At 73.2% G+C, this 25,386-nt stretch carries 19 protein-coding genes and 1 pseudogene; 10 read left to right on the top strand and 10 right to left on the bottom strand.

Features of this window, described 5'->3' with window-relative positions; all coding sequences use genetic code 11:
• Nucleotides 1–49 precede the first annotated feature (49 nt).
• The 4 genes from F1641_RS10825 to F1641_RS10810 all read left to right on the top strand — a co-directional run bounded on the left by F1641_RS10825 (nt 50) and on the right by F1641_RS10810 (nt 3,628).
• The gene (locus F1641_RS10825) at nt 50–1,015 is read left to right on the top strand and encodes a carbohydrate ABC transporter permease (RefSeq protein WP_206691016.1); all 966 of its coding nucleotides are present in this window, start codon (nt 50–52) and stop codon (nt 1,013–1,015) included.
• Nucleotides 1,012–1,944 carry a carbohydrate ABC transporter permease gene (locus F1641_RS10820; protein WP_194905428.1) on the top strand — a complete coding sequence of 311 codons (933 nt, stop codon included), beginning with the start codon at nt 1,012–1,014 and terminating at the stop codon, nt 1,942–1,944. Before F1641_RS10825 ends, F1641_RS10820 begins: the two co-directional genes overlap by 4 nt.
• 5 nt (nt 1,945–1,949) lie before the next feature.
• Complete coding sequence (locus tag F1641_RS10815) at nt 1,950–3,017, top strand: glycoside hydrolase family 68 protein (protein ID WP_206691015.1); 1,068 nt, start codon at nt 1,950–1,952, stop codon at nt 3,015–3,017.
• A 92-nt stretch (nt 3,018–3,109) separates the two neighbouring features.
• The gene (locus F1641_RS10810; RefSeq protein ID WP_194905426.1) at nt 3,110–3,628 is read left to right on the top strand and encodes a small multidrug efflux protein; all 519 of its coding nucleotides are present in this window, start codon (nt 3,110–3,112) and stop codon (nt 3,626–3,628) included.
• Here F1641_RS10810 and F1641_RS10805 read toward each other — a convergent pair.
• Complete coding sequence (locus F1641_RS10805) at nt 3,609–4,907, bottom strand: MFS transporter (protein WP_206691014.1); 1,299 nt, start codon at nt 4,905–4,907, stop codon at nt 3,609–3,611. The genes F1641_RS10810 and F1641_RS10805 overlap by 20 nt on opposite strands.
• Before the next feature lie 77 nt (nt 4,908–4,984).
• Here F1641_RS10805 and F1641_RS10800 point away from each other — a divergent pair, with 77 nt between their 5' ends.
• On the top strand, nt 4,985–5,590 hold the full coding sequence (locus tag F1641_RS10800) for a hypothetical protein (protein ID WP_194905425.1): 606 nt from the start codon (nt 4,985–4,987) through the stop codon (nt 5,588–5,590).
• A 24-nt stretch (nt 5,591–5,614) separates the two neighbouring features.
• On the opposite strand, the gene F1641_RS10795 is transcribed toward F1641_RS10800, so the two are convergent.
• Together F1641_RS10795 and F1641_RS10790 are read right to left on the bottom strand one after the other, a co-directional pair.
• Nucleotides 5,615–6,229, bottom strand: coding sequence for an MFS transporter (locus F1641_RS10795; RefSeq protein WP_194905423.1), 615 nt, complete (start codon nt 6,227–6,229; stop codon nt 5,615–5,617).
• Nucleotides 6,226–8,193: an HD-GYP domain-containing protein gene (locus tag F1641_RS10790; protein ID WP_194905421.1), complete on the bottom strand. Its 1,968-nt coding sequence runs from the start codon at nt 8,191–8,193 to the stop codon at nt 6,226–6,228. The genes F1641_RS10795 and F1641_RS10790 overlap by 4 nt, the downstream gene beginning before the upstream one ends.
• A gap of 231 nt (nt 8,194–8,424) precedes the next feature.
• On the opposite strand from F1641_RS10790, the gene F1641_RS23205 reads away from it, so the two are divergent.
• Nucleotides 8,425–9,429, top strand: a complete 1,005-nt coding sequence (locus F1641_RS23205) for an alcohol dehydrogenase catalytic domain-containing protein (RefSeq protein WP_194905419.1) — start codon at nt 8,425–8,427, stop codon at nt 9,427–9,429.
• 137 nt (nt 9,430–9,566) lie between these two features.
• On the opposite strand, the gene F1641_RS10780 is transcribed toward F1641_RS23205, so the two are convergent.
• Nucleotides 9,567–10,877 carry a PP2C family protein-serine/threonine phosphatase gene (locus tag F1641_RS10780; RefSeq protein ID WP_194905416.1) on the bottom strand — a complete coding sequence of 437 codons (1,311 nt, stop codon included), beginning with the start codon at nt 10,875–10,877 and terminating at the stop codon, nt 9,567–9,569.
• A 187-nt stretch (nt 10,878–11,064) separates the two neighbouring features.
• Complete coding sequence (locus F1641_RS10775; protein ID WP_255514611.1) at nt 11,065–12,897, bottom strand: bifunctional diguanylate cyclase/phosphodiesterase; 1,833 nt, start codon at nt 12,895–12,897, stop codon at nt 11,065–11,067.
• Between the two features lie 89 nt (nt 12,898–12,986).
• Between F1641_RS10775 and F1641_RS10770 the strand changes: the two genes are divergently transcribed.
• A complete protein-coding gene (locus F1641_RS10770; RefSeq protein ID WP_194905412.1) occupies nt 12,987–14,198 on the top strand; it encodes an AI-2E family transporter in 1,212 nt (403 codons plus the stop codon).
• A gap of 267 nt (nt 14,199–14,465) precedes the next feature.
• Here F1641_RS10770 and F1641_RS10765 read toward each other — a convergent pair whose 3' ends face one another.
• From F1641_RS10765 to F1641_RS10745, 5 genes are all read right to left on the bottom strand, one after another.
• On the bottom strand, nt 14,466–15,302 hold the full coding sequence (locus tag F1641_RS10765) for an SDR family oxidoreductase (protein ID WP_194905410.1): 837 nt from the start codon (nt 15,300–15,302) through the stop codon (nt 14,466–14,468).
• A gap of 270 nt (nt 15,303–15,572) precedes the next feature.
• The gene (locus tag F1641_RS10760; RefSeq protein WP_194905408.1) at nt 15,573–16,259 is read right to left on the bottom strand and encodes an ANTAR domain-containing protein; all 687 of its coding nucleotides are present in this window, start codon (nt 16,257–16,259) and stop codon (nt 15,573–15,575) included.
• An 87-nt stretch (nt 16,260–16,346) separates the two neighbouring features.
• On the bottom strand, nt 16,347–16,814 hold the full coding sequence (locus F1641_RS10755; protein ID WP_194905406.1) for a hypothetical protein: 468 nt from the start codon (nt 16,812–16,814) through the stop codon (nt 16,347–16,349).
• A gap of 180 nt (nt 16,815–16,994) precedes the next feature.
• Nucleotides 16,995–17,849 (bottom strand): GAF and ANTAR domain-containing protein, encoded by an 855-nt coding sequence (locus tag F1641_RS10750; protein WP_194905404.1) that lies wholly within the window; start codon nt 17,847–17,849, stop codon nt 16,995–16,997.
• Nucleotides 17,850–18,717: 868 nt separating this feature from the next.
• The gene (locus F1641_RS10745; protein WP_194905402.1) at nt 18,718–18,951 is read right to left on the bottom strand and encodes a hypothetical protein; all 234 of its coding nucleotides are present in this window, start codon (nt 18,949–18,951) and stop codon (nt 18,718–18,720) included.
• 2,037 nt (nt 18,952–20,988) lie between these two features.
• Between F1641_RS10745 and F1641_RS23850 the strand changes: the two are divergent.
• The 3 genes and pseudogenes from F1641_RS23850 to F1641_RS10730 all read left to right on the top strand — a co-directional run bounded on the left by F1641_RS23850 (nt 20,989) and on the right by F1641_RS10730 (nt 25,227).
• Nucleotides 20,989–22,127, top strand: a pseudogene (locus tag F1641_RS23850) (nitrilase-related carbon-nitrogen hydrolase).
• A gap of 446 nt (nt 22,128–22,573) precedes the next feature.
• Nucleotides 22,574–23,668 (top strand): substrate-binding domain-containing protein, encoded by a 1,095-nt coding sequence (locus F1641_RS10735; protein ID WP_194905400.1) that lies wholly within the window; start codon nt 22,574–22,576, stop codon nt 23,666–23,668.
• The gene (locus F1641_RS10730; protein ID WP_194905398.1) at nt 23,665–25,227 is read left to right on the top strand and encodes a sugar ABC transporter ATP-binding protein; all 1,563 of its coding nucleotides are present in this window, start codon (nt 23,665–23,667) and stop codon (nt 25,225–25,227) included. Before F1641_RS10735 ends, F1641_RS10730 begins: the two co-directional genes overlap by 4 nt.
• Nucleotides 25,228–25,386: the final 159 nt, after the last annotated feature.

Here is a 25,386-nt window from a genome sequence, read left to right as displayed (position 1 = left end):
GCGGCCCGCCCCGTCACCCCGGCCAGCTCATGGATGGAGGAGCCCTGCTGTGACCACACCGACCGCTGAACCGCTCTCCGAGGCGGGCGTCGTGCCCCGATCGGCCCGCACCACCCGCACCGCCGAGCGGCGGGCGCCGAGAGGCACCAGGAGCCCCGGCCTGGTGGCCCTGCTCATGCTGCTGCCGGCCTCCGTGCTCATCATCACGTTCCTGCTCGTGCCGATCGGCCTGACCTTCGTCCTGGCCTTCACGAACGCCCGGCTCATCTCCCCGGAGCCGGCGCAGTTCATCGGCGTCACGAACTTCGTGAACCTCTTCTCCGACGACACCTTCTGGGCGTCGCTGCGCAACACGATCATCTTCACCGTGGTCATCGTCCCGGTGCAGTCCGGTGCGGCCCTGGGCCTCGCCGTCCTCATCAACTCCAAGATGCGCGGCACCAACTTCTTCCGGACGGTCTACTTCCTCCCCGTCGTGACCTCCATGGTCGTGGTCTCGATGCTGTGGCTGTTCCTGTACCAGCCCAACGGCCTGATCAACGCCGTGCTGGCGAACTTCGGCATCGCCGGACCGGACTGGCTCGGCAACCCCAAGACGGCCCTGATCGCGATCATCCTCATGTCCGCGTGGCAGGCGATGGGCTTCCACATGGTCATCTGGCTCTCGGGTCTGCAGACCATCGCGCAGGAGCTCTACGAGGCTGCCGCCCTCGACGGCGCGAGCCGCTGGCAGCAGTTCGTCAACGTGACCTGGCCGGGCCTTCGGCAGACCAGGACCTTCATCCTCATCACGATCACCATCGCCGCGTTCGGGCTGTTCTCGCAGGTCAACATCATGACCCAGGGCGGACCGCTCAACTCGACCACGACGCTGGTGTTCCAGGCCGTGCGCAGCGGCTTCCAGCAGCAGCAGACCGGGTACGCGTCGGCGATCTCGCTGGTCTTCTTCGTGCTCGTGCTGGCCGTGTCCCTGGTCCAGCGCCACCTCACCCGCGACAAGGAGGCCACCCGATGAGCGAGGTCCTGACCCACGTCGCCGACAACCCGGCAGCGCCCCACGCGGTCTCCGTGGCGGGGGCCGACCGCTCCGGGCGCGGCAAGGCCGTGCTGGTGACCGTCCTCAAGAGCGCGCTCGCGCTCGTGTTCGGGCTGCCGCTGCTCTTCATGATCGTGTCGAGCTTCAAGCCCGACACCCAGATCTTCGCCGACCTCGGCGGGATCCGGGCCTTCCTGCCCGTCGGCGACATCGGCCTCGACAACTACACCGGGGTCTTCGACCGGGTGCCGTTCGCGCAGTTCCTGTTCAACTCCGTCTTCATCTCCGTGGCGACGGTGGTCGGCGGCCTCGTCGTGAACTCGATGGCGGCCTTCGTGCTGGCCCGCATGCGCTTCCGCGGCCAGAAGGTCCTGCTGGCGGTCATCCTCGCCACGCTGATCGTGCCCTTCGAGGTCATGGCCCTACCGCTGCTGTGGGAGGTCAACCTGCTGCCGTACTTCGACGGAGTGGAGTTCTCCCAGGGCTGGCTCGACACCTACGCGGTGCAGATCGTCCCGTTCATCGCGAACGCGTTCTCGATCTTCCTCTTCTACCAGTACTTCGACACCATCCCGAAGGAGCTGGACGAGGCGGCGATGATCGACGGCGCCGGCTGGTTCCGGATCTACCGCAGCGTCATCATGCCGCTGTCCGGCCCGGCGATCGCGACCGTGGCGATCCTGACCTTCCTCCCGGCCTGGAACCAGTACCTCTGGCCGCTGATGGTGACCCAGAGCGAGGCCGTCCGGCCCGCGATGGTGGGCATCGACTACTTCCGGCAGCTCAACGTCTCCTGGGGCCAGCTGATGGCCTACGCGAGCGTCATCACCGTGCCGGTGCTCGTCCTCTTCATCGCCTTCCAGCGATCGTTCGTGAACTCCATCGCCTCCTCCGGCGTGAAGGGCTGAGACCAGTGGCATACGCACTCCCCGAGGCATGGGTCTGGGACTTCTGGGTCGTCGACGACGGCTCGAAGTACCACCTGTTCTTCCTCTACGCCTCCAAGGCGCTCCGCGACCCCGACGCCCGCCACCACCGCGCCTCCATCGGCCACGCCGTCTCGGACGACATGGCCACGTGGGAGCGCGTCGAGGACGCGCTCGTCCGCGGCGACGGGCCCGCCTTCGACGACCTCGCGACCTGGACCGGGTGCACGCTGCAGGGCCCCGACGGCACCTGGTTCACCTTCTACACCGGGGCCACCCTCACCGAGGCCGGCAACGTGCAGTCGATCGGCCTGGCCACGAGCGACGACCTCGTCACCTGGGACAAGCAGGGCCAGCTGCTCGAGGCCGATCCGCGCTGGTACGAGAAGCTCTCCGACGGCCAGTGGCACGACGAGGCCTTCCGCGACCCGTTCGTCTACCGCGACGGCGACCAGTGGCGGATGCTCATCACCGCCCGCGCGAACCACGGCCCTGCCGACGACCGGGGCGTCATCGGCACGGCCGTCTCACCCGACCTGCGCCGGTGGACGCTCGAAGCGCCGCTGTCCGAGCCCGGCCAGGGCTTCGGGCAGTTGGAGGTCATGGAGGTCGTCTCGCTCGAGGGCCAGGAGCACCTGGTCTTCAACTGCCTGGCCAGCGACCTGTCCGCCTCGCACCGCGCCAACCGGCACGACCGGCGGCGTCTGGATCACCCCGACCACCTCCGGGCCCCGGTCGTGGGTCCCGTCCGAGGCGACGCTGCTGACCGGTCACGACCTGTACGTGGGGCGCATCGTCAAGCGGCGGGGCACGGAGGACGCCGTCTTCCTCGCCTTCGAGAACCACGGCCCGGACGGCGAGTTCGGCGGCCGGATCACCGACCCGGTGCCCGTCCGGGTCGACGGCGGCACGGTGACCCTCGTCCGCGAGGCCCTCGTCACCACCGCCTGAGCAGCTCGACCAGTTCGACCGTCGAAGGGCCCGCGCCGCTCGCCGCCACGAGGCGGCGGTGCGGCGCGGACCCCTTCGCGGTCGCGGGGTCGAACCCCACCTGACGGATGTCACCGGTGCACCGTGCAGGGCTGCACCCCGACCGGTGACAGCGCACCACTGCCGGAGCACCCCGTCAGCCGGTGGACTGAGGCCCATGGACGTCATCACCTTCTGGCAGGACCTGCTGGGCCAGGCACCGCAGCTGCTGCAGCCCGTGGTCATCGCCCTGGCCGGCGCGGTGCCCTTCGTGGAGGGCGAGGGCGCCGTCGTCATCGGCGTCCTCGGAGGGCTCCACCCCGTCGTGGCGGGGGTCGCCGCGGCCCTGGGCAACTTCGCCGTCGTCGCGCTGCTGGTCCTGGCCTCGGCGCGGACCCGCCGAGCGGTCACCGCTGGTCGAAGCAGCGGGGGTGGGGGAGCGGACGACGCCGTCGCGGACCCGGGCGGCCGCAGCTCCGCCCGGCGGGCCAAGTTCCAGAAGGCCTACGAGCGCTACGGCGTGCCCGGGGTGAGCCTGCTCGGCCCGCTGCTGCTGCCGACGCACTTCACCGCCACGATGCTCGCGGCCACCGGCGTGGGCGTGTCACGGGTGCTGCTGTGGCAGGCCGTGGCCATCGTGGGGTGGACCACGCTGACCGCGCTCATCATCACCGGAGTCATCTCGGTCGTCGCGTGACGCCGGGCTCGGTCTCCGCGGCGTGGCCGGAACGCGCGAGCGGGCTCAGGAGCACCGGCAGCACGCCGAGCGCCTGCACCGCGAGCGCCGTCCACAGCGTCGCGACCAGCCCGGTCCGCTCGCCGAGCACGCCGCCGAGCAGGGCACCGACCGGCATGGTGCCCCACACCAGGAAGCGCACCGAGGCGTTCATGCGACCCAGCAGCGGCACCGGCGTCAGGCGCTGGCGGTAGGTCACCTGCGCCACGTTGTAGAGGACCACGCTCACCCCGAGCACCGCGGCGGACGCCCCGAGGAGAGCGACCACCTCGACGTCGTCGAGCACGCCCACGGCTACCAGCGGCGCCGCCAGCGGCACCACCGCCCCGACCGCGACCCCCGGCAGCAGGGCCAGGGCGATGGTCCGGCCCTCGCCCACGCGGCGGACCACCGCCTGCACGCCGAGAGCGCCGGCCAGGGCACCGAGGGCGCCGATGCCGAAGACCGTGCCGACCTCGCCCTCGGACAGCCCGAGCTGGCGGACGGCGTAGAGGACGAGCAGCGCGCTGGTGGCGCTGCCACCGAGGTTCGACAGGCTCGTGGTGGCGACGATCCGGCGCAGCAGCGGCTGGTGGAGCACGAACGCCAGGCCCTCGGCGACCTCGGTGCGCAGCGGGCGGCGCTGGGCCGGGTCGTGCGGCGGCTCGCGGTGGGCGATCCGCGAGACCAGCCCGCTGGAGAGGGCGAAGGCCGCCGCCGAGACCGCCACCGCCAGCGGCGCCCCGACCAGCCGGGCGAGCCAGCCGCCCACGGCCGGCCCACCGACCTGCGCCACCGAGGCCGAGACCTGCAGCAGCGCGTTGCCCTCGCCCAGCCGCTCGGAGCGCACCAGCGAGGGCAGGTAGCTCTGGTAGGCGACGTCGAAGAACAGCGTCGCCACCCCGACGACGAACGCCACCGCCACCACCAGCGGCAGCGAGAGCACCCCCGCCCACCACGCCAGCGGCAGGACGGCGAGGGCCAGCGCCCTCACGACGTTGGCCAGCAGCAGCACACGGCGCTTGGACCACCGGTCCACCCACGCCCCGGCGGGCAGGCCGAGCAGCAGGAACGCCGCCGACTGCGCGGCTGACAGCACACCCATCTGCAGCGGCGAGGCCGCGAGCACGGTCACCGCGAGCAGCGGGACGACGAGGTCGCCGACCTCCGCCGCGCCCTGCGAGGCGGAGTCGCCGACCCACAGGCGGCGGAAGTCGCGGCCCTCCGGCGCCCGGAGCAGGCTCGTCGGCGCGGGTCGCACCCGGCCATCATGTCCGGCTGCCCGCTGCAGGGGTCGACCTCTGCCACAGTGCCCGGATGCCTCGACGCTGCAAGGTCGTGCCCTCACTGGACCTGGACCGGCTGCCGGCCGAGGTGCGCACGGCGCTGGAGGCGGCGCTGAGCGGGGCTGAGGTGTCGCTGCGCCGCGGTGAGCAGGACCTCGGGGTGCTCACCGCGCGCCCCCGGGTGCTCGACGGCGACGTCGTCGAGGCGCCGCGGCTGCCGCCCCCGCAGGTGGAGGTGCCCGAGGGGGTGCTGGTGGTGGCGACGGCGATGCGCCTGTCCCGGGAGGTCCGCCGGCACCTGGCCGACTCCTTCGGGCGCGACTTCCTGGTGCTGGACCTGCACGAGGCGCCGGAGAGCACGGACGTGCTGCTCGTCAACCCCGTCAGCCCGCAGCTGCTGGAGGTCCTGCAGGCGCGCTTCCCCCGTGCGCGGGTCGTCGTCACGGAGATCGAGGACGAGGTGCTCGGCGTCCACTACTCCGGCCCGGTCGGTCGGATGCTGGACGCGGGAGCGTCCGCCTACCTGCCGCCCCGACCGGTCCGGGAGGTCGTCGCCGGTGTCCGCGCGCACCTCGCGGGGGCGCCGTCGCAGGCGCTCGAGCTGACGGGGGAGTCGCGGGTAGCGCCGCCCAGCGCCGGCAGGCAGCTCACCGGCTGAGGGACCGCACCTCGGTGGTCCGTGTCATGGCGCAGCCGGGTGCGCTTCGCTGAGCGACCGCGTGGACAGGGCGGTGACCAGCCGCACGACGAGGACGGCCGCCGCGACCACCGCGGCGCTCGTGGCTCCACGACCGCTCATGACCCAGCCGGCCGTCACCGGAGCGAGCGCCCCCAGGCCGCCCGACGCCAGGTGTACCACCGACAGGACCCGCCCCTGCAGGTGGTGGGGCGTAGTGGCGGCGAACCGCGACAGCAGCGCGGTGTTGATCCCCGGGGTCAGCAGGTGGGCGGCCGCCAGCGGGACGGTCATGAACAGGGTCCCCGTGAGGGCGCTGGTCAGCGCTGCGCCCACCAGCAGCGCCGCCGTCGTGGCGATGAGCAGCGGGCGGAGGCGCAGGCGCTGCACGAGCGGCGGTGCGGCGAGCGCCCCGACCACGGCCCCGACGCCGAGGGCGCTCATGGCGGTACCGATCAGTGCGGATGACGCACCGGCCTGGCGCAGCGCGATGGTGGTGGTGGACGTCAGGGCGGTGAGCGCAGCGCTCGCGGGCGCGGTGATGAGGACGACAGCGCGCAGGAACGGGGTCCGCGCCACGTGGGCCAGGCCGTCGGCCACGGCGCCAGCAGCCGTGGTCACCGCTGCACCGACGGGGTCAGCGGCCCCCCGCCGAGCAGCCCCCCGATGAGTCCGCCGCTGCTGGGGGAGCTGGTCGACGGCGCGGGCGTCGCCACCGGAGAGCCGGAGGAGCCGACCGACGAGGTGGAGGTGCGTCCCCCCGTCAGTCCGCCGGTCAGTCCGCTGGTCAGTCCGCCGGTGAGCTTCCCGGCGGCGTCGCTGGCCCTCTTGGCGGCGTCGGCAGCCTCCTTGGCAGCCCTGGCCGCCGCGTCCTGGGCGGCCTTCGCTGCGTCGGCGGCGTCCTTGGCGGCCCTCGCCGCTGCGTCGTCCGCCGTCTTCTGGGCAGCTCTGGCGGCGTCATCGGCCGCCGCGGTGCCGCTGCTCGCCGTCGGGCGGCTGGTGGTGGTCGGGGCACTGGGCCCCGGTGCTGCCGGCGCACTGCGCGCCGGCGGCGTCGGGGGAGCTGCCGACGGCGAGGCCGATGAGGTCTTCTGAGGTGCGGCCGCCGGCGCCGGAGCCGAGGCCCTCCTCTCCGACGAGTCGCCCGACGAGGGGGTCGCCACAGGCGCTGCGGTCTGCTGGGCCTGCGGCTCCGGCGAGGCTCCTCCGGTGGCGGCGTCCCCGGTGGCTCCTGGCGCCGGCGTCGAGGCACCCGGCTCGGGAGCGACGGCGGTCTCCGTGGGGGTGGCGCCAGCGGGCATCGCACCCTCCAGCCGGGCCTGACCGTCCTGCGCCGGGTCGCTGGCCCCCTGACCGCGCGACTGGTCCGTGCCGGAGGCGGCACCCCGAGGAGGACCGTTCGAGCCAGCCGTCACCGCTGAAGGCGCGGAGGTCTCTTGGACCACCAGGACCCGTGCGGCGGCCGGCGCGGCGAGCACGTCGGCGGTGGCCACGCCGCCGGTGACGCCCACCCCGGCGGCCAGGACGGCTGTCGCGGCCTGGCTCCCCGCGGCCTGCAGCACCGCCCCGACCGAGGGGGCGGCCTGTGCCGGGGCGGCGATGGCCACCGGCAGCAGCGCCAGCAGCGTCGCCGGGCCCGCCACCCGGCGCAGCTCGGCGATCCCGACGCTCAGCAGCGCCCGCACGACGACGGGGTCGAACTGCGCCCCGGCGCACCGGATGATCTCGGCGCGGGCTTGCTCCGCCGACATCGGCTTCTTGTACGACCGCGCGGAGGTGATCACGTCGTAGGTGTCGGCGACGGCGATGATGCGCGCTGCCAGGGAGATGTCCTGCCCGGCCAGTCGGCGGGGGTAGCCCGTGCCGTCGAAGCGCTCGTGGTGCTGCTCGACCCCGTCCAGCCAGTCGCCGAGCCAGCCGCGCAGCGGTTCCACCAGCTCACCGCCGTGGTGGGGGTGTGCCTGCAGCTGGGCCCATTCCTCCTCCGAGGGCTTGCCGGCCTTGTTGATGATCTCCGGGGCGACGTGGACCTTGCCGACGTCGTGCAGCAGCGCCGCCCAGCTCAGGTGGCCCACGTCCCTGTCGGACAGGCCCAGCTCGCGACCGATGAGGGCGGCGTAGGCCTGGACGCGCTCTGCGTGGGCGCGGGTCCTGCCGTCGTGAGCGGCGAGGGTCGCCACCAGCTCCAGCAGCCGCTGGGACGGACCCCCGTCCTCGGTGGAGGTGGAGCTCTCGAGCGCGGTGGGCGACCAGCGCCGCCGGGCCAGGGCGAAGCGGTGGGGCACGTCGTCGGGCAGCACCAGGCTGATCCGCAGCAGCGCTGACAGCGGGGCCAGGCGCCGCAGCAGGCGGGAGCAGACGAACAGGACCCCCGACGTGGCGAGCACCACGCCGACCAGCCACAGCCACACGGGCAGGCCCACGCGACCCGGAGGCAGAGCCAGCGCGGCCACCGCGCCGACGACCAGCGCGAGCGCCAGCGGCAGGACGGCGACGGCCGTGCGCACCGCCAGCGCGAGCACCGGCCTGGCGCGCTGGGTCGCCAGGTCGGGGTCGGCGTAGTTCTGGGTGGGTCCGGTGGTCACCCCGCGGCCTCGGCACCGCGGGGGAGGGGCTTGAGGAGGGTGAGCGCGACAGGACCCGTTCGGCCCACCCGGACCGCCTCGGTGGAGGCGGCGTGCACCGCCTGCGGCCGGGCCGGACCGCGCCGGGCCGCTCCGGGCCGTTCCGCAGGTGCGCCCCTCGACTCAGGTCTGCGACCTGCGCGTCGACCGGCTCGACGCGCCGTCGCCGTCCGGCCCGGGTAGAACGGTCGCGTGCGAGCGATCCAGGTCAGCGGTCCCGACTCCGGCCTCCAGGTGGTCGAGCGGGAGGTCCCTCGTCCGGGTCGCGGGCAGGTGCTCGTGCGCGTCGCGGCGTGCGGCGTCTGCCACAGCGACGCCATGGCGGTCGGCGGGATGGGCGGGTTCCCGCGGGTCCCCGGCCACGAGGTCGCCGGGCGCGTCGAGGAGGTCGGCGAGGACGTGCCGCAGTGGCAGGTCGGCCAGCGCGTCGGCATCGGCTGGTTCGGCGGCGCCTGCTACCGCTGCGACCCCTGCCGCCGCGGCGACCTCATCTCCTGCGTCGAGGGCCGGGTGACCGGCCTGTCCTTCGACGGCGGCTACGCCGACCACGTGCTCGCCCCCGCCGACGCGCTGGCCGCCGTCCCGGACGGGCTCACCGACGCCGAGGCCGCGCCCCTCATGTGCGCCGGCGTCACCACCTTCCACGGACTGCGCACCTCCGGGGCGCTCGCGGGTGACCTCGTGGCCGTCATCGGCCTGGGCGGCCTGGGGCACCTGGGCGTGCAGTACGCCGCGAAGATGGGCTTCGAGGTGGTCGCGGTGGCCCGCGGCGCCGAGAAGGGCGAGTTCGCCGAGGAGCTGGGTGCCCACCACTACGTCGACTCCACCGCTACCGGTGAGGGGGGTGTGGCCGGCGCCCTGCAGCGGCTCGGCGGGGCCGCCGCGGTGCTGGCCACCGTCACCGACGCCGAGGCCATCGCCGGCACCGCCGGGGGACTGCGTCCGCGGGGCCGCCTCGTGGTGGTCGGGGTCCCGCAGCAGCCGCTGGCGCTCGACGCCGTCAACCTCATCCTCGGCAGCCGGACCGTGGCCGGTCACGCCAGCGGCACCTCGAAGGACTCCGAGGACGCGCTGCGCTTCGCCGCGCTCACGGGGGTGCGCCCGATGATCGAGGAGGCGCCGCTGGAGGACGCCCAGGACGCCTTCGACGCGATGATGGCGGGTCGCCCGCGGTTCCGGATGGTGCTCACCGCCTGAGGTCGGCCCTCCCGTGCCACCAGCGTCCGCAGGGCTCCGCGGTCCGTGGAGGGGTGCAGCCGCGAGGCAGGCCCCTCCCGGGCTCCAACAGGGCGAGCGCGCACGAGCAGCGACTGCTCTGCGCGGCAGGAGGCGGTTCAGCTCCGAGGACTGGCGCGGTGGACCTCGGCCCCGGACGTCGTGCGGCGGTCCCGGCCGTGGTTCCCGTGCCAGTCCAGCACCATCACCGTCGCGTCGTCCGCCAGGTCACCGCCGCACGCTCGGACCACCGCGTCAGCCAGCGCTCGGGTCGCCTCCCGCGGGTGCAGGTGCTGCGAGACCCGGATGAGAGCAGCGAGGTCCACCGCCTCGGCGTTGCGCTCCAGCATCCCGTCGGTGACGAACACGACCCGGTCTCCGGGGAGGAGATCCACCGCGGCCCACCCGTGCTCCAGCTCGGAGAACAGGCCCAGCGGCAGACCGGGGGCCACCCGGACCGGCTCGACGCGGTCCCTGCGCGCGAGGTAGGGGTGGGCGTGACCGGCGTTGAGCAGGCTCAGCCTGCCGGTGGGCAGGTCCACCCTGCCCAGCACCCCGGTGACGAAGCCCTCCTGCCCCTCACCGGTCAGGTGCTCGTGCAGCGCGCTGTTCGCCGAGGCCGCCTGCTCCACCAGCGAGACGCCTCGGCGGCGGCTGTTGCGCAGCGCCCCCAGGCACAGCGTCGCCATCAGAGCGCTGGCGACGCCGTGTCCCATCGCATCGCTCATCGACAGGTGCAGCTCGTCACGGGCCAGGACGTAGTCGAAGGTGTCCCCGGCGATCTCAGCTGCCGGCTCCAGCCAGGCCGACAGGGTGAACGCCCCCGCCTCGCAGGTCAGGGCCGCGGGCAGCAGGCGCCGCTGGATCTCCGCGGACAGGGAGTAGGGCACGCTGCGCTGGCCCCACTCGAACAGGTCGGTGTGCCGGCGGCTGGCGATGAGGACGTAGGCGAGCACGAAGGCGGTGCGGGCGACCTCCGCCTGCTGGGCAGGGCTCGGTCGGGTGGGCATGGTCAGCTCCACCAGGCCGATCGCCTCGCCGCGTTCGGTGACGGGTGCCAGGACCACCCATCCCCGGTCACCGGTCTCGACGACCTGGACCTGCTGGGTGCGGACCGCCTGCTCGGCCGGACCGCCGTCGAAGGAGACCGCCTTCGCCGACTCCCGCTCCTGGAGGCGCTCCACCCCTGCAGGACCTACCTCCCGCACCTGGGCGGTGTGACCACCTGCAGCCGCTCTCACACCGGCTCTCAGGGGGGTGTGGGTCAAGCGGATGAGCGCTCGTCCTGACAGGTCAGCGATCAGGAAGGAGACCGCCGTCGCGCCCAGGGCCTTGCCCAGCTCGCGGGTGACCGCCTCGACGGCGTCCACCGGGGAGGCGTCCTGTGCGGCATCGAGCACGTCAGGCAGTGCCTGACCCGTGGGACTCACCAGTCAACCCTAGGGTCCCCCCGACGGTGGACGGCCCGCACCTGCGCCGGCTGGTCCAGCGGTGGCGCTCCCAGGGGCCCACCAGGGGGCGCGCAGCTCCGTGGAGCGGGCCGAGGGGATGCTCGCGACGTGGCCTCTGCTCCGGCGGGTGGCGCGAGCGGGCGGTGGACGCCTCGTCCGGTGCCGGTCAGCCCCCGGCGGAGCTCACGAGAGCGGAGACCGGGCGAGGGAGCGAGCCGGCGTCGGCCGGTCGCCGGAGCAGGTCGTGCACGCCGGCCGGGCGGGCGTAGAAGTAGCCCTGCGCCAGGGGACACCCCAGCAGGCTGAGCAGGTTGGCGTGCTCTGCGCTCTCGACGCCCTCGGCGATCACCACCAGACCCAGCTGGTCGGCCAGGTCCAGCAGGGCCGACAGCATCGCGGCGCGCCGGCTGCTGGTGGTGATCTGGGCCGTGAAGGCCGCGTCGAGCTTGAGGTAGTCCGCCGGCAGGGTGTCCAGGTGGCTGAAGGCGGAGTAGCCGGTCCCGAAGTCGTCGATCGCCACCGCGACACCCAGCTCGCGCAGCTGGGCCAGGGTCCTCAACGCCTGCGTGGAGGCGATCTCCACGGTGCTCTCGGTCACCTCCACCACCAGCTGCTCCGCCGGCCAGCCGGTGTCCACGAGCACCGCAGCGACCTCGTCGACGAAGCCGGCGTCGACGAGCTGGTGTCCGGAGGCGTTGACGGTCAGCAGGACCTCACGACCCACCGCCGCGCGCAGCAGCCCGGCGTCGCGACAGGCGCGCTCCAGCACGAGGCGCCCCAGTGCGGCCACCTGCCCGGTCCGCTCCGCCAGGGGGACGAAGCACCCCGGAGGGACCTGCCCCCGCTCGGGGTGGTCCCACCGGACCAGGGACTCGAACCCGACGACCTCCCGGCTCGCGGGACGCACGACGGGCTGCAGGACCACGTCGAGCGCGCCGCCGGCGATGGCAGCGGCCAGCTCCACGGCGAGCGCGTCGTCATCAGGCGCTGCGGTGCGCGTGCACGCCCGTCCCGCGGCCTTGGCCGCGTACAGAGCGGCATCGGCCCGGCGCACCAGGGACGCGCAGCTCTCGCCGGCGCTGAGCTCGGCGACGCCCGCCGAGACCGACGTCGGTGCTGCGGCTCCGCGGAGCTGGTCGCACAGCTCGACGAGACCCGCTGCTGAGGGGCCGGAGGCGACCACGGCGTACTCGTCCCCGCCGTAGCGGCTCAGCCGGGCTCCGGCCGGGACCAGACCCGCCCACCGGGCCGCCAGGTGCTGCAGCAGGGCGTCCCCGGCGACGTGGCCGCCGCGGTCGTTGACCGCCTTGAAGTGGTCGACGTCGATGAGGGCCAGCGCCAGGGGACCGCCGGTCCGGTGGGCGGTGGCACTCGCCCGCTCGAGGTGCTCGTCGAAGCCGCGGCGGTTGGGCAGCCCGGTGAGGCTGTCCAGGACGCTGTCGGCGGCTCGGGTGACCAGCCGCCCGACGGTGACGACCACCGCGAGCTGCACCAGGACCACCGCACCCACCACCCCGGGGTGGAACCCGCGCCAGGTGAGGCTGACCACCACGGCGGCCAGCTGCACGGCCGCGTGGAGCTGGCTCTGGCGCCGGCCGAAGAAGTACAGGATGCCGATGGCGCACAGCGCGAAGACGGTGGCCACGCCCATCGCTGCGGTGTCGTCGTGGCTGAGCACCACCGCGGTGGCGATCAGGAAGGAGCCCGAGGCGACCACGACGTGGATGACCCACTGCGGGGCGCGGTGCCCCCAGGTGAGCAGGGACGCACCCGTGAGGACGGCGAGCAGGGTCAGCACCAGCAGCACCACGGTCGCGGGGCGCGGGGCGCCCCAGACCGCTGCGGTGGTCAGGGCGCCCGCGGCGCCGCCGGTGAGGTAGAGGCAGCCCGTGGTGGCGGTCTTGGTGCGTGCGCTGACGCGGGAGGCGTTGACGAGAGCGCGGGGCATGGTGGACGCATCGGTCGCACCGTCGTGCACCTTGATGGCCAGGGCAACCATCGGGTCCACCGACGTCGGGCTGAGCGGCGCAGCCGCGCCCTGCCTCCCTTCCGGTGGACACGCGACCCGGGGTGCTGGACCGTCGACGTGTGCCCGACCAGCCCGACCAGCCCGACCAGCCCGGCTCCTCCGACGAGGCCGGCCCAGCAGGCGCGGGGACCTCCGGGGCCCCGGTCGCCGAGCCTCCCGTCCTGGCAGCACCGCCCACCTCACCGTGGGCCGACGGCCTGGGGCGGACCGCCACCCGGAGCCTGCAGCTCCTCCTCCTCGTCCTGCTCGGCGTGGTGGTGGTCTACGCCTGCCTGCAGCTGCGGCTGGTCGTCGTCCCCCTGCTGCTCGCGGCGCTCGTCGCCGCGGCGGCGGCTCCCCTGGTGCGGTGGCTGGTGGGCCGCGGCCTGGGACGCGGGGTGGCCACGGGGCTGGTGCTGCTCGGTGGAGCCGTCGTCCTGACGGCCGTGGGCTGGGCCGTCGTCGGGGGTGTCCGCGACCAGTGGCCCCAGCTGCAGGCCAGTGCGCAGGAGGGCTTCGCCGAGGTCCAGCGCTTCGTGGTCGAGGGGGGTCTCCCGGTCAGCGACGCACAGGTGGAGCAGGCCCGCGACGCCGCCGTCGGCGTCCTGACCGGGGCGGGCTTCCGCTCCGGGGCGCTGGCGGGGCTGGGGGTCATCACCCAGGTCGCGACGGGAACGGTGCTGGCGCTGTTCCTGCTCTTCTACTTCCTCAAGGACGGGCCGCGCATCTGGGCCTTCCTCATCAGCGGCGTCCACGGCCCTCGCCACCGCCGTCTGGAGCGGGTCGGGCAGCGGTCCGCGGTGGTGCTGGGCGGCTACGTGCGCGGCACCGCGACCGTGGCGCTGGTCGACGCCGTCCTCATCGGCGCGGGGGTGGCGGTGGTCGGGGTGCCGCTGGCGCTGCCGATCGCCCTGCTGACCTTCGTCGCCGCGTTCATCCCGATCGTGGGAGCCGTCGCGGCGGGTGTCGTGGCCGCTCTGGTCGCGCTGGTCACCGTGGGGCCCGTCTCGGCGCTGGTGGTCATCGGGATCGTGGTGGTGGTCAACCAGGTGGAGGGCAACCTGCTGCAGCCGGTGCTGCTGGGGCGCGCCCTCTCGCTGCACCCGCTGGCCATCCTCCTCGCGCTGACGGCGGGGACCGTGCTGGGTGGAGTCGTCGGAGCGGTGCTGTCGGTGCCGCTCGCCGCGGTGGCGTGGGCCGCGGTGGTCACCTGGAACGCCGAGAAGCGGGTGGCGCCGGCGGCGCTGCCCCCACAGCCCGGAGCGGCGGCGGAGGGGGCACCGGGAGCCTGACCTGCACGCTGCGCTCGCGACGCGGGACCGCAGGACCGCAGGACCGGAGGTCCGGCTGCCCAGCGCCATGACGAACGCGCCCGCTCCACCAGGCCAGACGGGCCAGCAGCACGGGTGCGAACCGAGGACCGTCCCGCGCCGCCTGCCGGCGAGGCGCCTCCTCGTCGCGCTGCAGCGACCGGCAGGTCGCCGGCCGCCGGCCGCTGTCGCCCACGGCGGCCGCTGCGCAGGCCGACGGTCCGGGAGCCGAAGGGCGTCTGCTCAGCGTCAGATGACGGCGACGGACCCGGCGTCCACCCGGTAGTTGCTCCCGGTGACGAAGCTGGCGCGCTCGGAGACCAGGAACGCGATCACGGCGGCCACCTCCTCGACACGCCCCCGGCGGCGCAGCACGATGCCCGGGCGCTCGGTGTCCAGGAAGTGCTCGACCGCCTCCTCGAAGGTCGTCCCGTCCTTCTCGGCGCGCTCGCGCATCATCGCGTCGGTCATGTCCGTCTGGATGAACGCCGGGGAGACGGCGTTCACCAGCACCCCCGAGGCGCCGTAGGTCTTCGACAGGCCCTTGGTGGTCGTCAGCAGCGCCGCCTTGGAGGCGTTGTAGGGCATGTCGTCGACGTAGGCGTTCAGCGGGTCCTCACTGGCCAGCAGCACGATGCGCCCCCAGCCGCGCTCGGCCATGCGCGGGGCGAGCAGGCGGCACAGGCGCACCGCGGAGAAGAAGTTCAGGTCCATGGTGGCCAGCCAGCCGTCGTCGTCGAGCTCGTGGAAGGCGCCGGTGGCGCCGGTGGTGCCCGCGGTGTGGACCAGGACGTCGACACCGCCCCCGAGCGCCTCCTCAGCGGCGCGGACCAGCCGCTCGACGTCGGGCGTGCTGGTGACGTCAGCGGCGACCGCCGCAGCGACCCCGCCGCTCCCGTGCCCGCCGCTCCCGTGGCCGCCGCCGGCGCCGCGCAGGCGCTCTGCGGCGTGCCGCAGGCCCGCTTCGTCGAGGTCGGTGATGACCACGCGGGCACCCTCGGCGAGCAGCTGACGCGCCGTCTCCTCACCGATCCCGCCGCTGGCGCCGGTGATGAGGACGGTCCGTCCGGTGATGTCGAGGTCCACGTGCTGCCACTACCCCCGGGGCGGTGGCTCAGCGGTCCGGCGGCTCAGCGGTCCACGTCCTTCGCGTTCCAGTCGGTGAGGTCGCACGCAGCCAGCAGGGCCGTCGCGAGGCGCCCCGGGACCAGCGGCCGCGCCGGTCGCGGTGCACCCCGACCAGCAGCAGCACCAGGGCGAACACCGGCAGGCTGGCCCCCTCGGCCTGTGCCGGACCCGCTGGGCGGAGGCCCCTGCCCCCTCCAGCGAGGGGGTGGATGCGCAGCTGCGTCGCGTTCACGCCTGCGCAGCGATCGACGCCAGGTCGACCTCTCCGGCGACCACCGCCCGAGCCACCTCGTGGATGGTGCGCCCCGACGAGAACGCGTGGGCCCGCAGACGGGCCAGTGCCTCGTCCGTTCCGGTTCCCAGGCGCTCGGTCAGCATCCCCACGACCACCGCGACCTCGTCACCCGGGCCGCCGCCACCGCCGGTCAGCTGGTCGTCGTCGGCGAGGAGGGTCCCGTCGTCCAGGCGGTGAGCCACCACCGCCGCGAGCAGCGCAGCCAGCGCCGTCAGCAGACCCACCTGGACACCGGTGAACGGGTCCGCCGCGTCTCGAGCGACGCTGAGCGTCCCCACCACCTGAGCGCGGTCCGCAGCGAGCAGCGGGAGCACCGCCAGGCTGCGCACCGGCAGGTCCGCCGGGCCGGCTGCCTGCAGCACCGGCCACGGCGATGGCCCCAGGCGCAGGTCGTCGACCAGGACCGGCGCCCCGGTGACCAGCACGTCAGCCCCGGGACCCTGGGCCAGGCTCTGCTGCAGGTCGCCCCAGTGCCTCAGCACCGCATCAGAGCCCGGCAGCGGCAACCGGTGGTCCAACCCGTCAGCAGCGACGACGGCGACGCGGTCCCATCCCACCAGCGCCCGCAGCGCCGCGCACAGCTGCAGCTCGGGGCTCACCGGGACCTCCGAGAAGACCACCGCCGGCGCCTGCCGGTCGTGGCGGTCACCGCGGTGCTCGCCGTCGTCCTCGCAGGAGGAGCGCCGGTCGCCGGCTCGTCGGGGGCCTCATCCCTGGACCGGCGGCTCGTGCAGCACCACCGCAGGGTGCGGACCCAGGGCGCGGCTGAGCTGGACCCCCACCCCCGCTGCGTCCAGCACCTGCAGCAGGTGCAGCACCGCCCAGCTGGGGCGGCGCACCTCCACCGTGCCCGAGGCCCCCGCCAGGCCCAGCACCGCGCGCAGACCCGCGACGTCCATGAAGCCCACCCCGGCGGCGTCCACGCAGGCGGGATGGTTCCACCGGCGCAAGAACAGGCCCACCGAGGCGATCTGGGGTGCGCAGGCGAGGTCGACGTCGCTGGCGAGCACCACCACGGGTCTGCCCTGGGCCCACCGCACCTGCAGCCCCGCGACGGCCACCGCAGGCGCGGGACGGCCACTGCCACCGCGGTCGCCGGTGCCTTCGGGTCCAGCGGTGGCGGTGGCGCTGTCCACGGCGGCGTGGCGGGGACCGCGGGCTCGTCGGAGGGGCACGGCGATGGGGATGAGCTGGTCAAGGCGACCTCGCGGATGAGTTCCGGAAGCCGAGCCATCGACCTGCTGCGCACATCAACCCCCTGGGTGCGCCGGAGCATTCCCCCGCTGCACGGCAGCGACGACGCCGGCCTGCTCGCGTCGGTGCCGTCGCGCAGGTGCAGCGTCACGCAGCGCGCGTCACGGCCCGGTCGCGGGCCTCGCCGCCGGCCTCGCGGAGTGCTGCGTCGCCGCTCGTCCGGGAAGCTCGCCGCTGGCGGTGAAGTCGACGGCGATGTCGACCACCTTGCGGTTGAGGTCCTGGCTCAGCCGGGACAGCACCGCGAAGGCCTGGTCCGCGGACAGCTTGTGCCGCTCCATCAGGATGCCCTTGGCCTGACCGATGACGTCGCGGTTGGCCAGGCCCCGCTGGGTGTGCTCCAGCTGCCGGGCATCGGCCACAGCCACTGCCGTGTGCGCAGCCAGCAGCAGCCCGACGTGCTCGGAGGCGTCGGTGAACGCCGACGGCTGGGCACCGAGGAGGTTCAGGGCGCCGAGGTTGTCACCCTCGACGAACAGCTGCAGGCACAGCATCGATGCCATGCCGATCTCGCCGGCGCGTGCGGCCAGGGCCGGCCAGCGGGCGGTCTCTGCGGCCAGGTCGTCCACCCGGGTGCTGCGCTGGATGTAGACAGCGTCCAGGCAGGGTCCCTGGCCGAGCTCCGTCTGCAGCTCGTCGAGGTGCCGCGCGGCGGGGCTCGTGGCGGCTGCGGAGGTGACGGTGCGCCGAGCCCGGACCAGGGAGATGCCACCGGCGTCGGCGCCGGGGACCAGGTCGACGGCGATGGCCAGGGCGCGGTCGAGGACCTGCTGGGGGGTGGAGGAGGTCTGCAGGCTGCGGGCCGCGTCGGCCAGCTCCCAGGCCAGCGCGTCCAGACCGGTGGTGGTGCCTGCATCAGCCGTGGAGGCCCGGCCCCGCCCGCCCTCCGCCGAACCCGGCTGGACGTGGCTGTGGCTGCGGGAACGGGGGGAGGTGTCGTGGGATCCGGCGTCCATGGGAAGTCCTTCGGCCTGCGCTGCCCCGCGGAGACACCTCGAGCACCACCGGCGCCATCGCTGGTGCGGTGCCCAGCAGCGCTCGAGGGTGCTCAGGACGGGTGAGCGAGTCAGGCCGGATCATCGACCGTGCTGAAGGCTAGAGGTTCTGCGTCACCAGCGCCGCCGGGCGCGCCACACCCCGGCCGCGACGGCCAGGGCGGCGCGAAGACCCGCGGGGGTGACGACGACGAAGGGGGGCGGTCCAGGAGCCCGCTGGTCTGAGCTCCTGGACCTCACCGCTGGTCCGGCCCGGGCCGCACCAGCGCGTTGGCCCCAGAAGACCTCCGGTAGCCCAGCTGGAGCCACCGAGGATGCGCTGCCCGGCGAAGCCGTTCGCGTCAGGGCGAGTCAGCAGGGACGGTGGAGCCAGGTGCGACCAGCGGTGTGGGTCGGGGTCGCTGGCCAGCGGTCCTCGGACCGCCGTCGGCGCGGTAGAAGGGGCCCGGCGCGCGCCGGCGGGGCACGTCCTCACCGGCGGGGCTCAGCGTGGAGGCACGCTGGTCCAACCCCGGGCGCTCGCTGCTCTTCCACCCGTGGAGGTCGGCCCGTGCCCGTTCACGTCTTCGAGCTCGACACCCGTGAGCCTGGTGTCGCCCACGCCGCGCTGACTGAGGTGCACACCCCGGAACGGCCGATCCGCTCCAGCGGGGACGCCGCCGACCTCTCCTGCCACGAGCCGTTTCGGCGCCGCCTGCTCCCGGGTGCACGGGGTCACGCCCAGCCACACCCTGCGCACCTGAGCGGCCGGGGGGAGCGGACGCCGAGCTGGTCTGCAGCGAGCAGGGCTCGCAGCCTGCGCTCCGGCGATGCGCCCGCGAGGTCGGGGTCACCACCCCGGCAACCCCGTCAGCGCCCACCCCTGCTCCGGGACCTCTGGATGCAGCTCGGACAGCACCGCGGACGGGTCAAGGCGCACGCCAGCACGAGCGGCGACGGCGATCTCCAGCAGCCGCACGACTGCAGCACTGGACTGCTGCAGGACCACGGTCGCCTCGTGGCAGGCGTCGCCGCCAGCCAGGGACAGCACGGCGCGCAGGCCGGCAGCGTCCAGGAAGGTCACCGCGGCGGCGTCGACGAGGACCAGGGACCGTCAGCTCCGCAGCAGCAGTCCTACCGCTTCCAGTCGTCTGACCATCGCCAGATCGATGTCACCGGTCAGGGACACCAGGGGTTGGCGACCCCTCCAGCGCACCGCTGCTGAACCGGGAAGGGCGGGGAGCTCCTGGTGCACCCGGCGAGGGTGGAGCGGGGAGGTGCTCCTCGTGGTGTCGCTGACCCTGCGCGGTCTCGGCGGGGTCGGGGCAGCGTGGTCCATGGCGGCCTCGTGGGGGAGGGCTGTGGCCGAGTCATCGACTGGGACCGAACGCTAGGACCGCCGCGGCTGACACGCAAGGCTGACAGCCGACGCGAGCACCAGCGCAGCGGCTCAGCGGGTCGTCGCGGTCCGCGAGCGCACCAGCGGCGCGTCGGGGGCGTGGGGGCGTGGGGGCGCGGAAGCGCCTGTGCGGTGACGTCCACCACGGCGAGGCTCCAAGACGAGGCGGTGCCGGGGACCGTCGGAGGCGACGCGCCCAGCCTCCCGACCTCGTCCAGGTGGGCGCCGGGGTGACGCCGTCGGCGATGACGCACGAGGACACGTCCGGCATCCCCACGGCCACCAGGGCCACCAGCCGGCGCCGGGTCGGTCGGCCTTGGAGCAGCAGGTCGTCTCCACCACGAAGGCGCACCACCGTGCCGGTCGCCGGTGCGTGCCAGCGGTGGTGGTGCGAGGCGCTGCGGTGGGCCTGTCAGACCGTGCCGCCCGCGTAGGCGTCCGTGGAGGGGGGCGTCGACGCGCACGCCGCCACGACGATGAGGTCGTCGCCCGCGTCGGCGGCCGGGCGTTGGTGCCCTGTGCGGCGAGGGTAGACGTCGATCCAGGAGTCGGAGCCGCGGTGCTCGGGCCTGGCCCGCGACGCCGGACGAGCCCGCACCACCGGTCCTGGAGGACCAGCGGTGCGGGCTCGTTCGTCGGTCGCGGCTGGGCCGCGGTCACGCCGTCGCGAGACTCAGATGTCGTAGTACATCTCGCAGCACAGGAATGAGGCCTTGACCAGCGCGAACACGTCGACATGGCCTCTGGTCTGCGCAGTTGCCGTTGGTCACCGTTGGTCCTGACCAGGTGTTCTCGACTGCGTTGAGGACCAGATGGGGACTGCTGGGACTTCGAACTACGACACTGAGCTCTTCGGGCGGGTGTTACTCAACGTGAACTCATGCTCCGAGCGTCCAGCGTGAACCGTGGTCAGACCCGAGCTGCATGCCTGCAGGTGTCATCGACTCGCGGTGGAGCCACAGCCATGTTGTGGGTTGTCTGCGGTTCATCACCGTCGAGGGTTCGCAGTCACCGCACCATGGCCGGGGCCGCCTGGGGGCAAGCCTGCTGGCTTCCTGTGCGCCGTCGGCGATGACTGGTCCACCACGCTGTCCCGAGTAACAGGCCCTGTCGCAAGGGTGACCCCCTTGACCACCGTGACCACGGGGGCGGGACTACCCCTGCTCTCGTTGCGAAGAGCGCCGTTGTTCTCGCCGGGAAGGCCCGGATGCTCCGCACGCATCAGAGCCCGGCGACGGTGCCTCATCCGGTTCTGGCACCCCCGCCGGGGGCCTTCCGCGTGGAGCGATCTTCGCGCCAGACCGGTACTGCGTCAGGTGCGGGTAGGTGCACGCCGCTGGCGGCACCCTCGCCCACCCTGAGCCGGCTGGCCCGTCGAGACCCGCGCCCAAGCCCACGCCGCTAAGAACAGCCACCCCGGATCCACACCAGTGCTCCGAATCTACGAGTGATCCACAGGCTCCTAACGGGCTGGGTCTGCCCCCGAAGGCGCGCGTCGCCCACAGCAACCCGCTGCCCATCACTGCTGCTCAGGTGCAGGCCAGCGCCACCTACCTGGTAGGCCGCCATGTCATGAACCGCCCAGCTGCCCCAGGTGAGAGCGGTAACAACAGCGTCGCAGACAACCATGATCGTACTGGTCAGCGACCCCTCAGGGGTTGACACGACCTGGTGTGACCGGTCACAGTCATGAGACGCAAGCGACTCGAGGAGGACTCGCTCATGGTGGAGCCGTACGCGGTCACAGCCCTTTCGCCCCGCACCTTCACAGCCAAGGAGAAGGGCGATGCGCTGGAGAACGTCAAGCGCATCAACAAGTTCATGGACACCGCGGTCATGGTCGCCGCGTGGGAGGGTGCGCCGGTCCGGCTGGTCGCCATCCCCGAGATGGCCATCCAGGGGATGATCCCCAACACTCCCGGCAACCGAGAGCGCGAGAAGCACTTCGCGGTCACCATCCCCGGACCCGAGACCGACGAGCTGGGCAAGAAGGCACGCCAGCTCGACGTGTTCATCGCCGCCGAGCTGTACATGGTCAAGGACCCCGACTTCGAAGACCGCTACTTCAACGTCGCCTTCGTGATCGACCCCCAGGGCGAGATCGTCTACAAGCGGTACAAGGCCACCAGTGACGCCTACGAGGGCGGCATGCTCGGCAACATGAACCCCCACGACGTGTGGGACGAGTTCGTCGCCAAGAAGGGCGGCGGCGACGTGATGGAAGCCATCTTCCCCGTCGCCCGCACCGAGATCGGCAACATCGGCATCGCCATCTGCCACGAGGGCGTCTACCCGAGATCGGTCGCGGTCTGGCGATGAACGGCGCCGAGATCCTCATCCGCCCCACCCTCATCGAGCCTGCAGTCATGAAGGGCTTCTGGGAGCTGCAGAACCGCGCCCACGCCGTCTTCAACCAGATGTACGTCGTCGCCCCCAACCTCGGCCCGGAGGTCATGGACGACGGAGGCATGCAGGACCTCTTCGGAGGCCGCTCCATGATCGTCGAGCCGAGCGGCCACATCGTGGCCCAGCAGACCGGATGGACCTCAGGGGACTCCTTCGTCTGCACCACCATCGACGTGGAGGCACTGCGCCGACGCCGCATCGCCAACGGCCTCTACAACCAGTTCAAGGACCTGCGCACCGAGCAGTACCGCGCCATCTACGACAAGCCCATCTACCCCAAGAACCAGTACCTGGACGCTGCGCCGACCGAGGGGTGGCTGGCCCGCGAGGACGCCACGCGTGCTCGCAACATCGACCTGCTGGTCGAGCGCGGCGTCTTCGTCCGGCCCGAGTCCGGCGGCAACGAGCGCGAGCCCATCACCTCCACCGCGGAGAAGTCCGGCGACAAGGCCTGACCTGCCTCTCATGGTCTGACCCGCTGACCGGCCGAGCCCGGTGAGCATCCCGGGGTTGCAGCCCCCCGCGGTCAGTCTCATCCGGGCCCCCGGACCCGGGTGGGACTGACCGCCCACCCCGCCCACCCCGCCCACCCCGCCCACCCCGCCCACCCCGCCCACCCCGCCCACCCCGCCCACCCCGCCCACCCCGCCCACCCGCCCACCCCGCTCAGTGCCCTCTCGGCGATCGCGCGGCGCCCACGGGCGCACCGCAACCGCTGCCACTGGGCCCAGCAGTCCCAGCGGGCTGGGCGCGCGAGTCCAGCCTCGCGCGTCCAGCCGCACCACGCCGTCACCTCGACGAGCCAGCCACCACCAGCCCACCCCACGCACCAACCCAGCACCGGCCGGCCCACCGCTTGCCAGAGCCGTCTCGCCCCGTCACCCACGAAGGAGTGGTTCCCATGGCACCCACCGCACCCCAGCCCCCGCGCAGGCGCTCGCCGCTGCTGGCCGCCGCGGCCGCTGTCGCCGTCACCGGCCTGGTCCTGACCGGCTGCGGACGCGGAGGCACTGCGACCGCCAGCGAGGAGGACAAGGCCACCGGGGAGGGACTCGTCATCGGCTGGTCACAGCGGGGCATCTCCGGCAGCGACTGGTGGAAGACGCTGGTGGCCGGCGGCGAGGACGAGGCCAAGCAGCTGGGCGCCAGCATCGAGGTGCTGGACGCCAACCGCGACACCACCCAGCAGAACCAGGACGTGCAGACCCTCATCAGCAAGGGCGTCGACGTCGTCATCATCAACCCCAACGACCCCCTGGGCCTGGCCGGCTCCGTCAAGGCCCTGGCCGCTGCCGGCATCCCCGTGGTCACCGTCAACTCCAGCCTGGACCCCTCACTGGTCGACCAGCAGTTCTGCTACGTCGCCGAGGACCAGGTCGCCACCGGCGCGCTGGCCGGCAAGGACATCGCCCAGAAGGCGATCACCAAGTGGGGCACCAGCGGCCAGATCAAGCTGGTCGGCATCGGCGGCTACCCCGGAGACGTCCTGAGCGAGCTGCGCTACCAGGGCTTCATGCAGGGCTACAACGAGGTCATGGGGGCCAACCCCGGCATCACCACCACCGAGCTGGACTTCAAGTACGGCAACTGGCTGCCGGACAAGGCCCTGGCCCCCATGCGCGACGTGGCCACCGCCAACCCCGACCTGAAGATCGTCTACAGCGAGAGCGACGTCATGCAGGCCGGCGTCCAGCAGGCGCTCACCCAGGCCGGGCTCTGGGGAGACGGGATCCTAGAGGGCTCCTACGACGGGGGCATGGAGTCGGTCAAGCAGATGGTGGACGACCCCACCGGACCGCTGCAGGCTACCGCGTCCAACCAGCCCTGGGACCAGGGCGCTGAAGCCGTGCGCATGGCGCTGCAGGCCTACAACAAGAACGCCGAGGCCTGCCCCGGGGGCACCAAGTACGTCCAGACCACCGTGGTCACCCCCGAGAACGCCGCGCAGTACTACAAGCCCGAGGACACCTACGTCCGCGCGCAGGACGACCAGTGAGCTCTCCGGCGCCGGATCCCGCCGACAGCGCACCGGTGCCCGGTGGTGGTGGCCTGCTCCAGGTGCGTGGCATCACCAAGGCCTACGTCGGTGTCCCAGCCCTCAAGGGGGTCGACCTGGACCTGAGCGCCGGCAGCATCCACGCCCTGGCCGGTCAGAACGGCGCCGGCAAGTCGACCCTGATCAAGATCCTCTCAGGGGCTGAGTCGCCAGATGCCGGGAGCATCACCGTCTCCGGGCGCCCTGTCACCTTTCGCAGCCCCCAGGACGCCCAGGACGCAGGTATCCAGACCATCCACCAGGAGCTGAGCCTGGTCCCCCAGCTCAGCGTCGCTGAGAACGTGCTCCTGGGGGGTCTGCCCACCGGAGGCCTGCGCGCGGTCTCCTGGCCCACGATGCGCACCCAGGCCCGCCAGGCCCTGGAGCGCGTGGGGTTCTCCCTGGACGTCGCCGCCCCGGTGGGCAACCTGTCCGTGGCCGAGCAGCAGGCCGTCGAGCTGGCCAAGGCCATCCACCGCAACGCCCGCGTCCTGCTCCTGGACGAGCCCACCTCCACGCTGCCGCCCCCGGACGTGCAGCGCCTGTTCGAGGTGCTGGAGGGCCTGGCTGCCCAAGGGGTGGGGATGATCTACATCTCCCACCGCATGGACGAGCTCTACCGCCTGTGCGACACCGTCTCGGTGCTGCGCGACGGGACGCTGGCCCAGTCCTTCTCCACCCAGAACAGCACCGCCGCCCAGGTCGTCTCGGCCATGGTGGGACGCGACCTCAAGGGATCGCTGGCCGAGGCGGCCCTGTCCGGACAGCGAAGCCCCCGCATCGGCACGGGCGCCCGCGGCGAGGTCATCCTGTCCGCGCGCGACCTCAGCGAGGCGGGGGAGTACCACGGTGTCTCCTTCGACCTGCACGAGGGAGAGGTGCTGGGCATCGCAGGGCTGGTCGGCTCCGGGCAGTCAGAGCTGGCCTCCTGCCTGGCCGGCGCCCGAACTCGTACCAGCGGCCAGACCGCCGTCGACGGCACGCCTGCGGCTCTGGCCAGTCCCCGCGAGGCGATCAAGCACGGGATCGGCCTGCTTCCACAGGACCGCAAGACCTCCGGCTTCGTCCCGGACATGTCGGTGGCCGGCAACATCACCCTGGCCAGCCTGCCGATGTTCAGCCGCTTCTCCGTCCGGGACCAGCGCAAGGAGAACGCCGAGGCCCGCCGCCTGGCCGAGCGGCTGGGCATGCGCATCACCAGCGTCGACCAGCCCGTGAAGACCCTCTCGGGGGGTACGCAGCAGAAGGCGATCCTGGCTCGGTGGCTGGTGCGCTCAGCCCGGGTGCTGATCTGCGACGAGCCCACCCGCGGCGTGGACGTCGGCGCCAAGGAGGACATCTACGAGCTGCTGAGGGAGTTCGCCGCCTCCGGCGGCACCGTCATCGTGGCCAGCTCAGAGATCCCCGAGGCGCTCATGTGCGACCGGGTGCTGGTGATGGCCAGCGGGCAGATGGTCGCTGAGCTCGACCACGACGACATCGACCCCCGCGGCGCAGCGATCATCGAGCGCTTCGGGTGAGCACCTGGCGAGCGGACGTCCTGCTGGACGGTCCACACACCCCTTCGACGGTCGCACCGACGAGCCGGGCCGGGCAGCCGATCGAGCAGTCGAGCGGGCGACCGACATGGCGGTACACGGCGCCGGCCTGCTCAGGCAGCTCGGGCCTGCAGCCCACCA

Origin of the sequence: Quadrisphaera sp. INWT6, assembly GCF_015390235.1 — a bacterium.
Classification (GTDB): Bacteria; Actinomycetota; Actinomycetes; order Actinomycetales; family Quadrisphaeraceae; genus Quadrisphaera.
The sequence above is the reverse complement of the archived record's forward strand: the minus strand, read 5'-3'. Positions and strand labels throughout refer to the sequence as shown.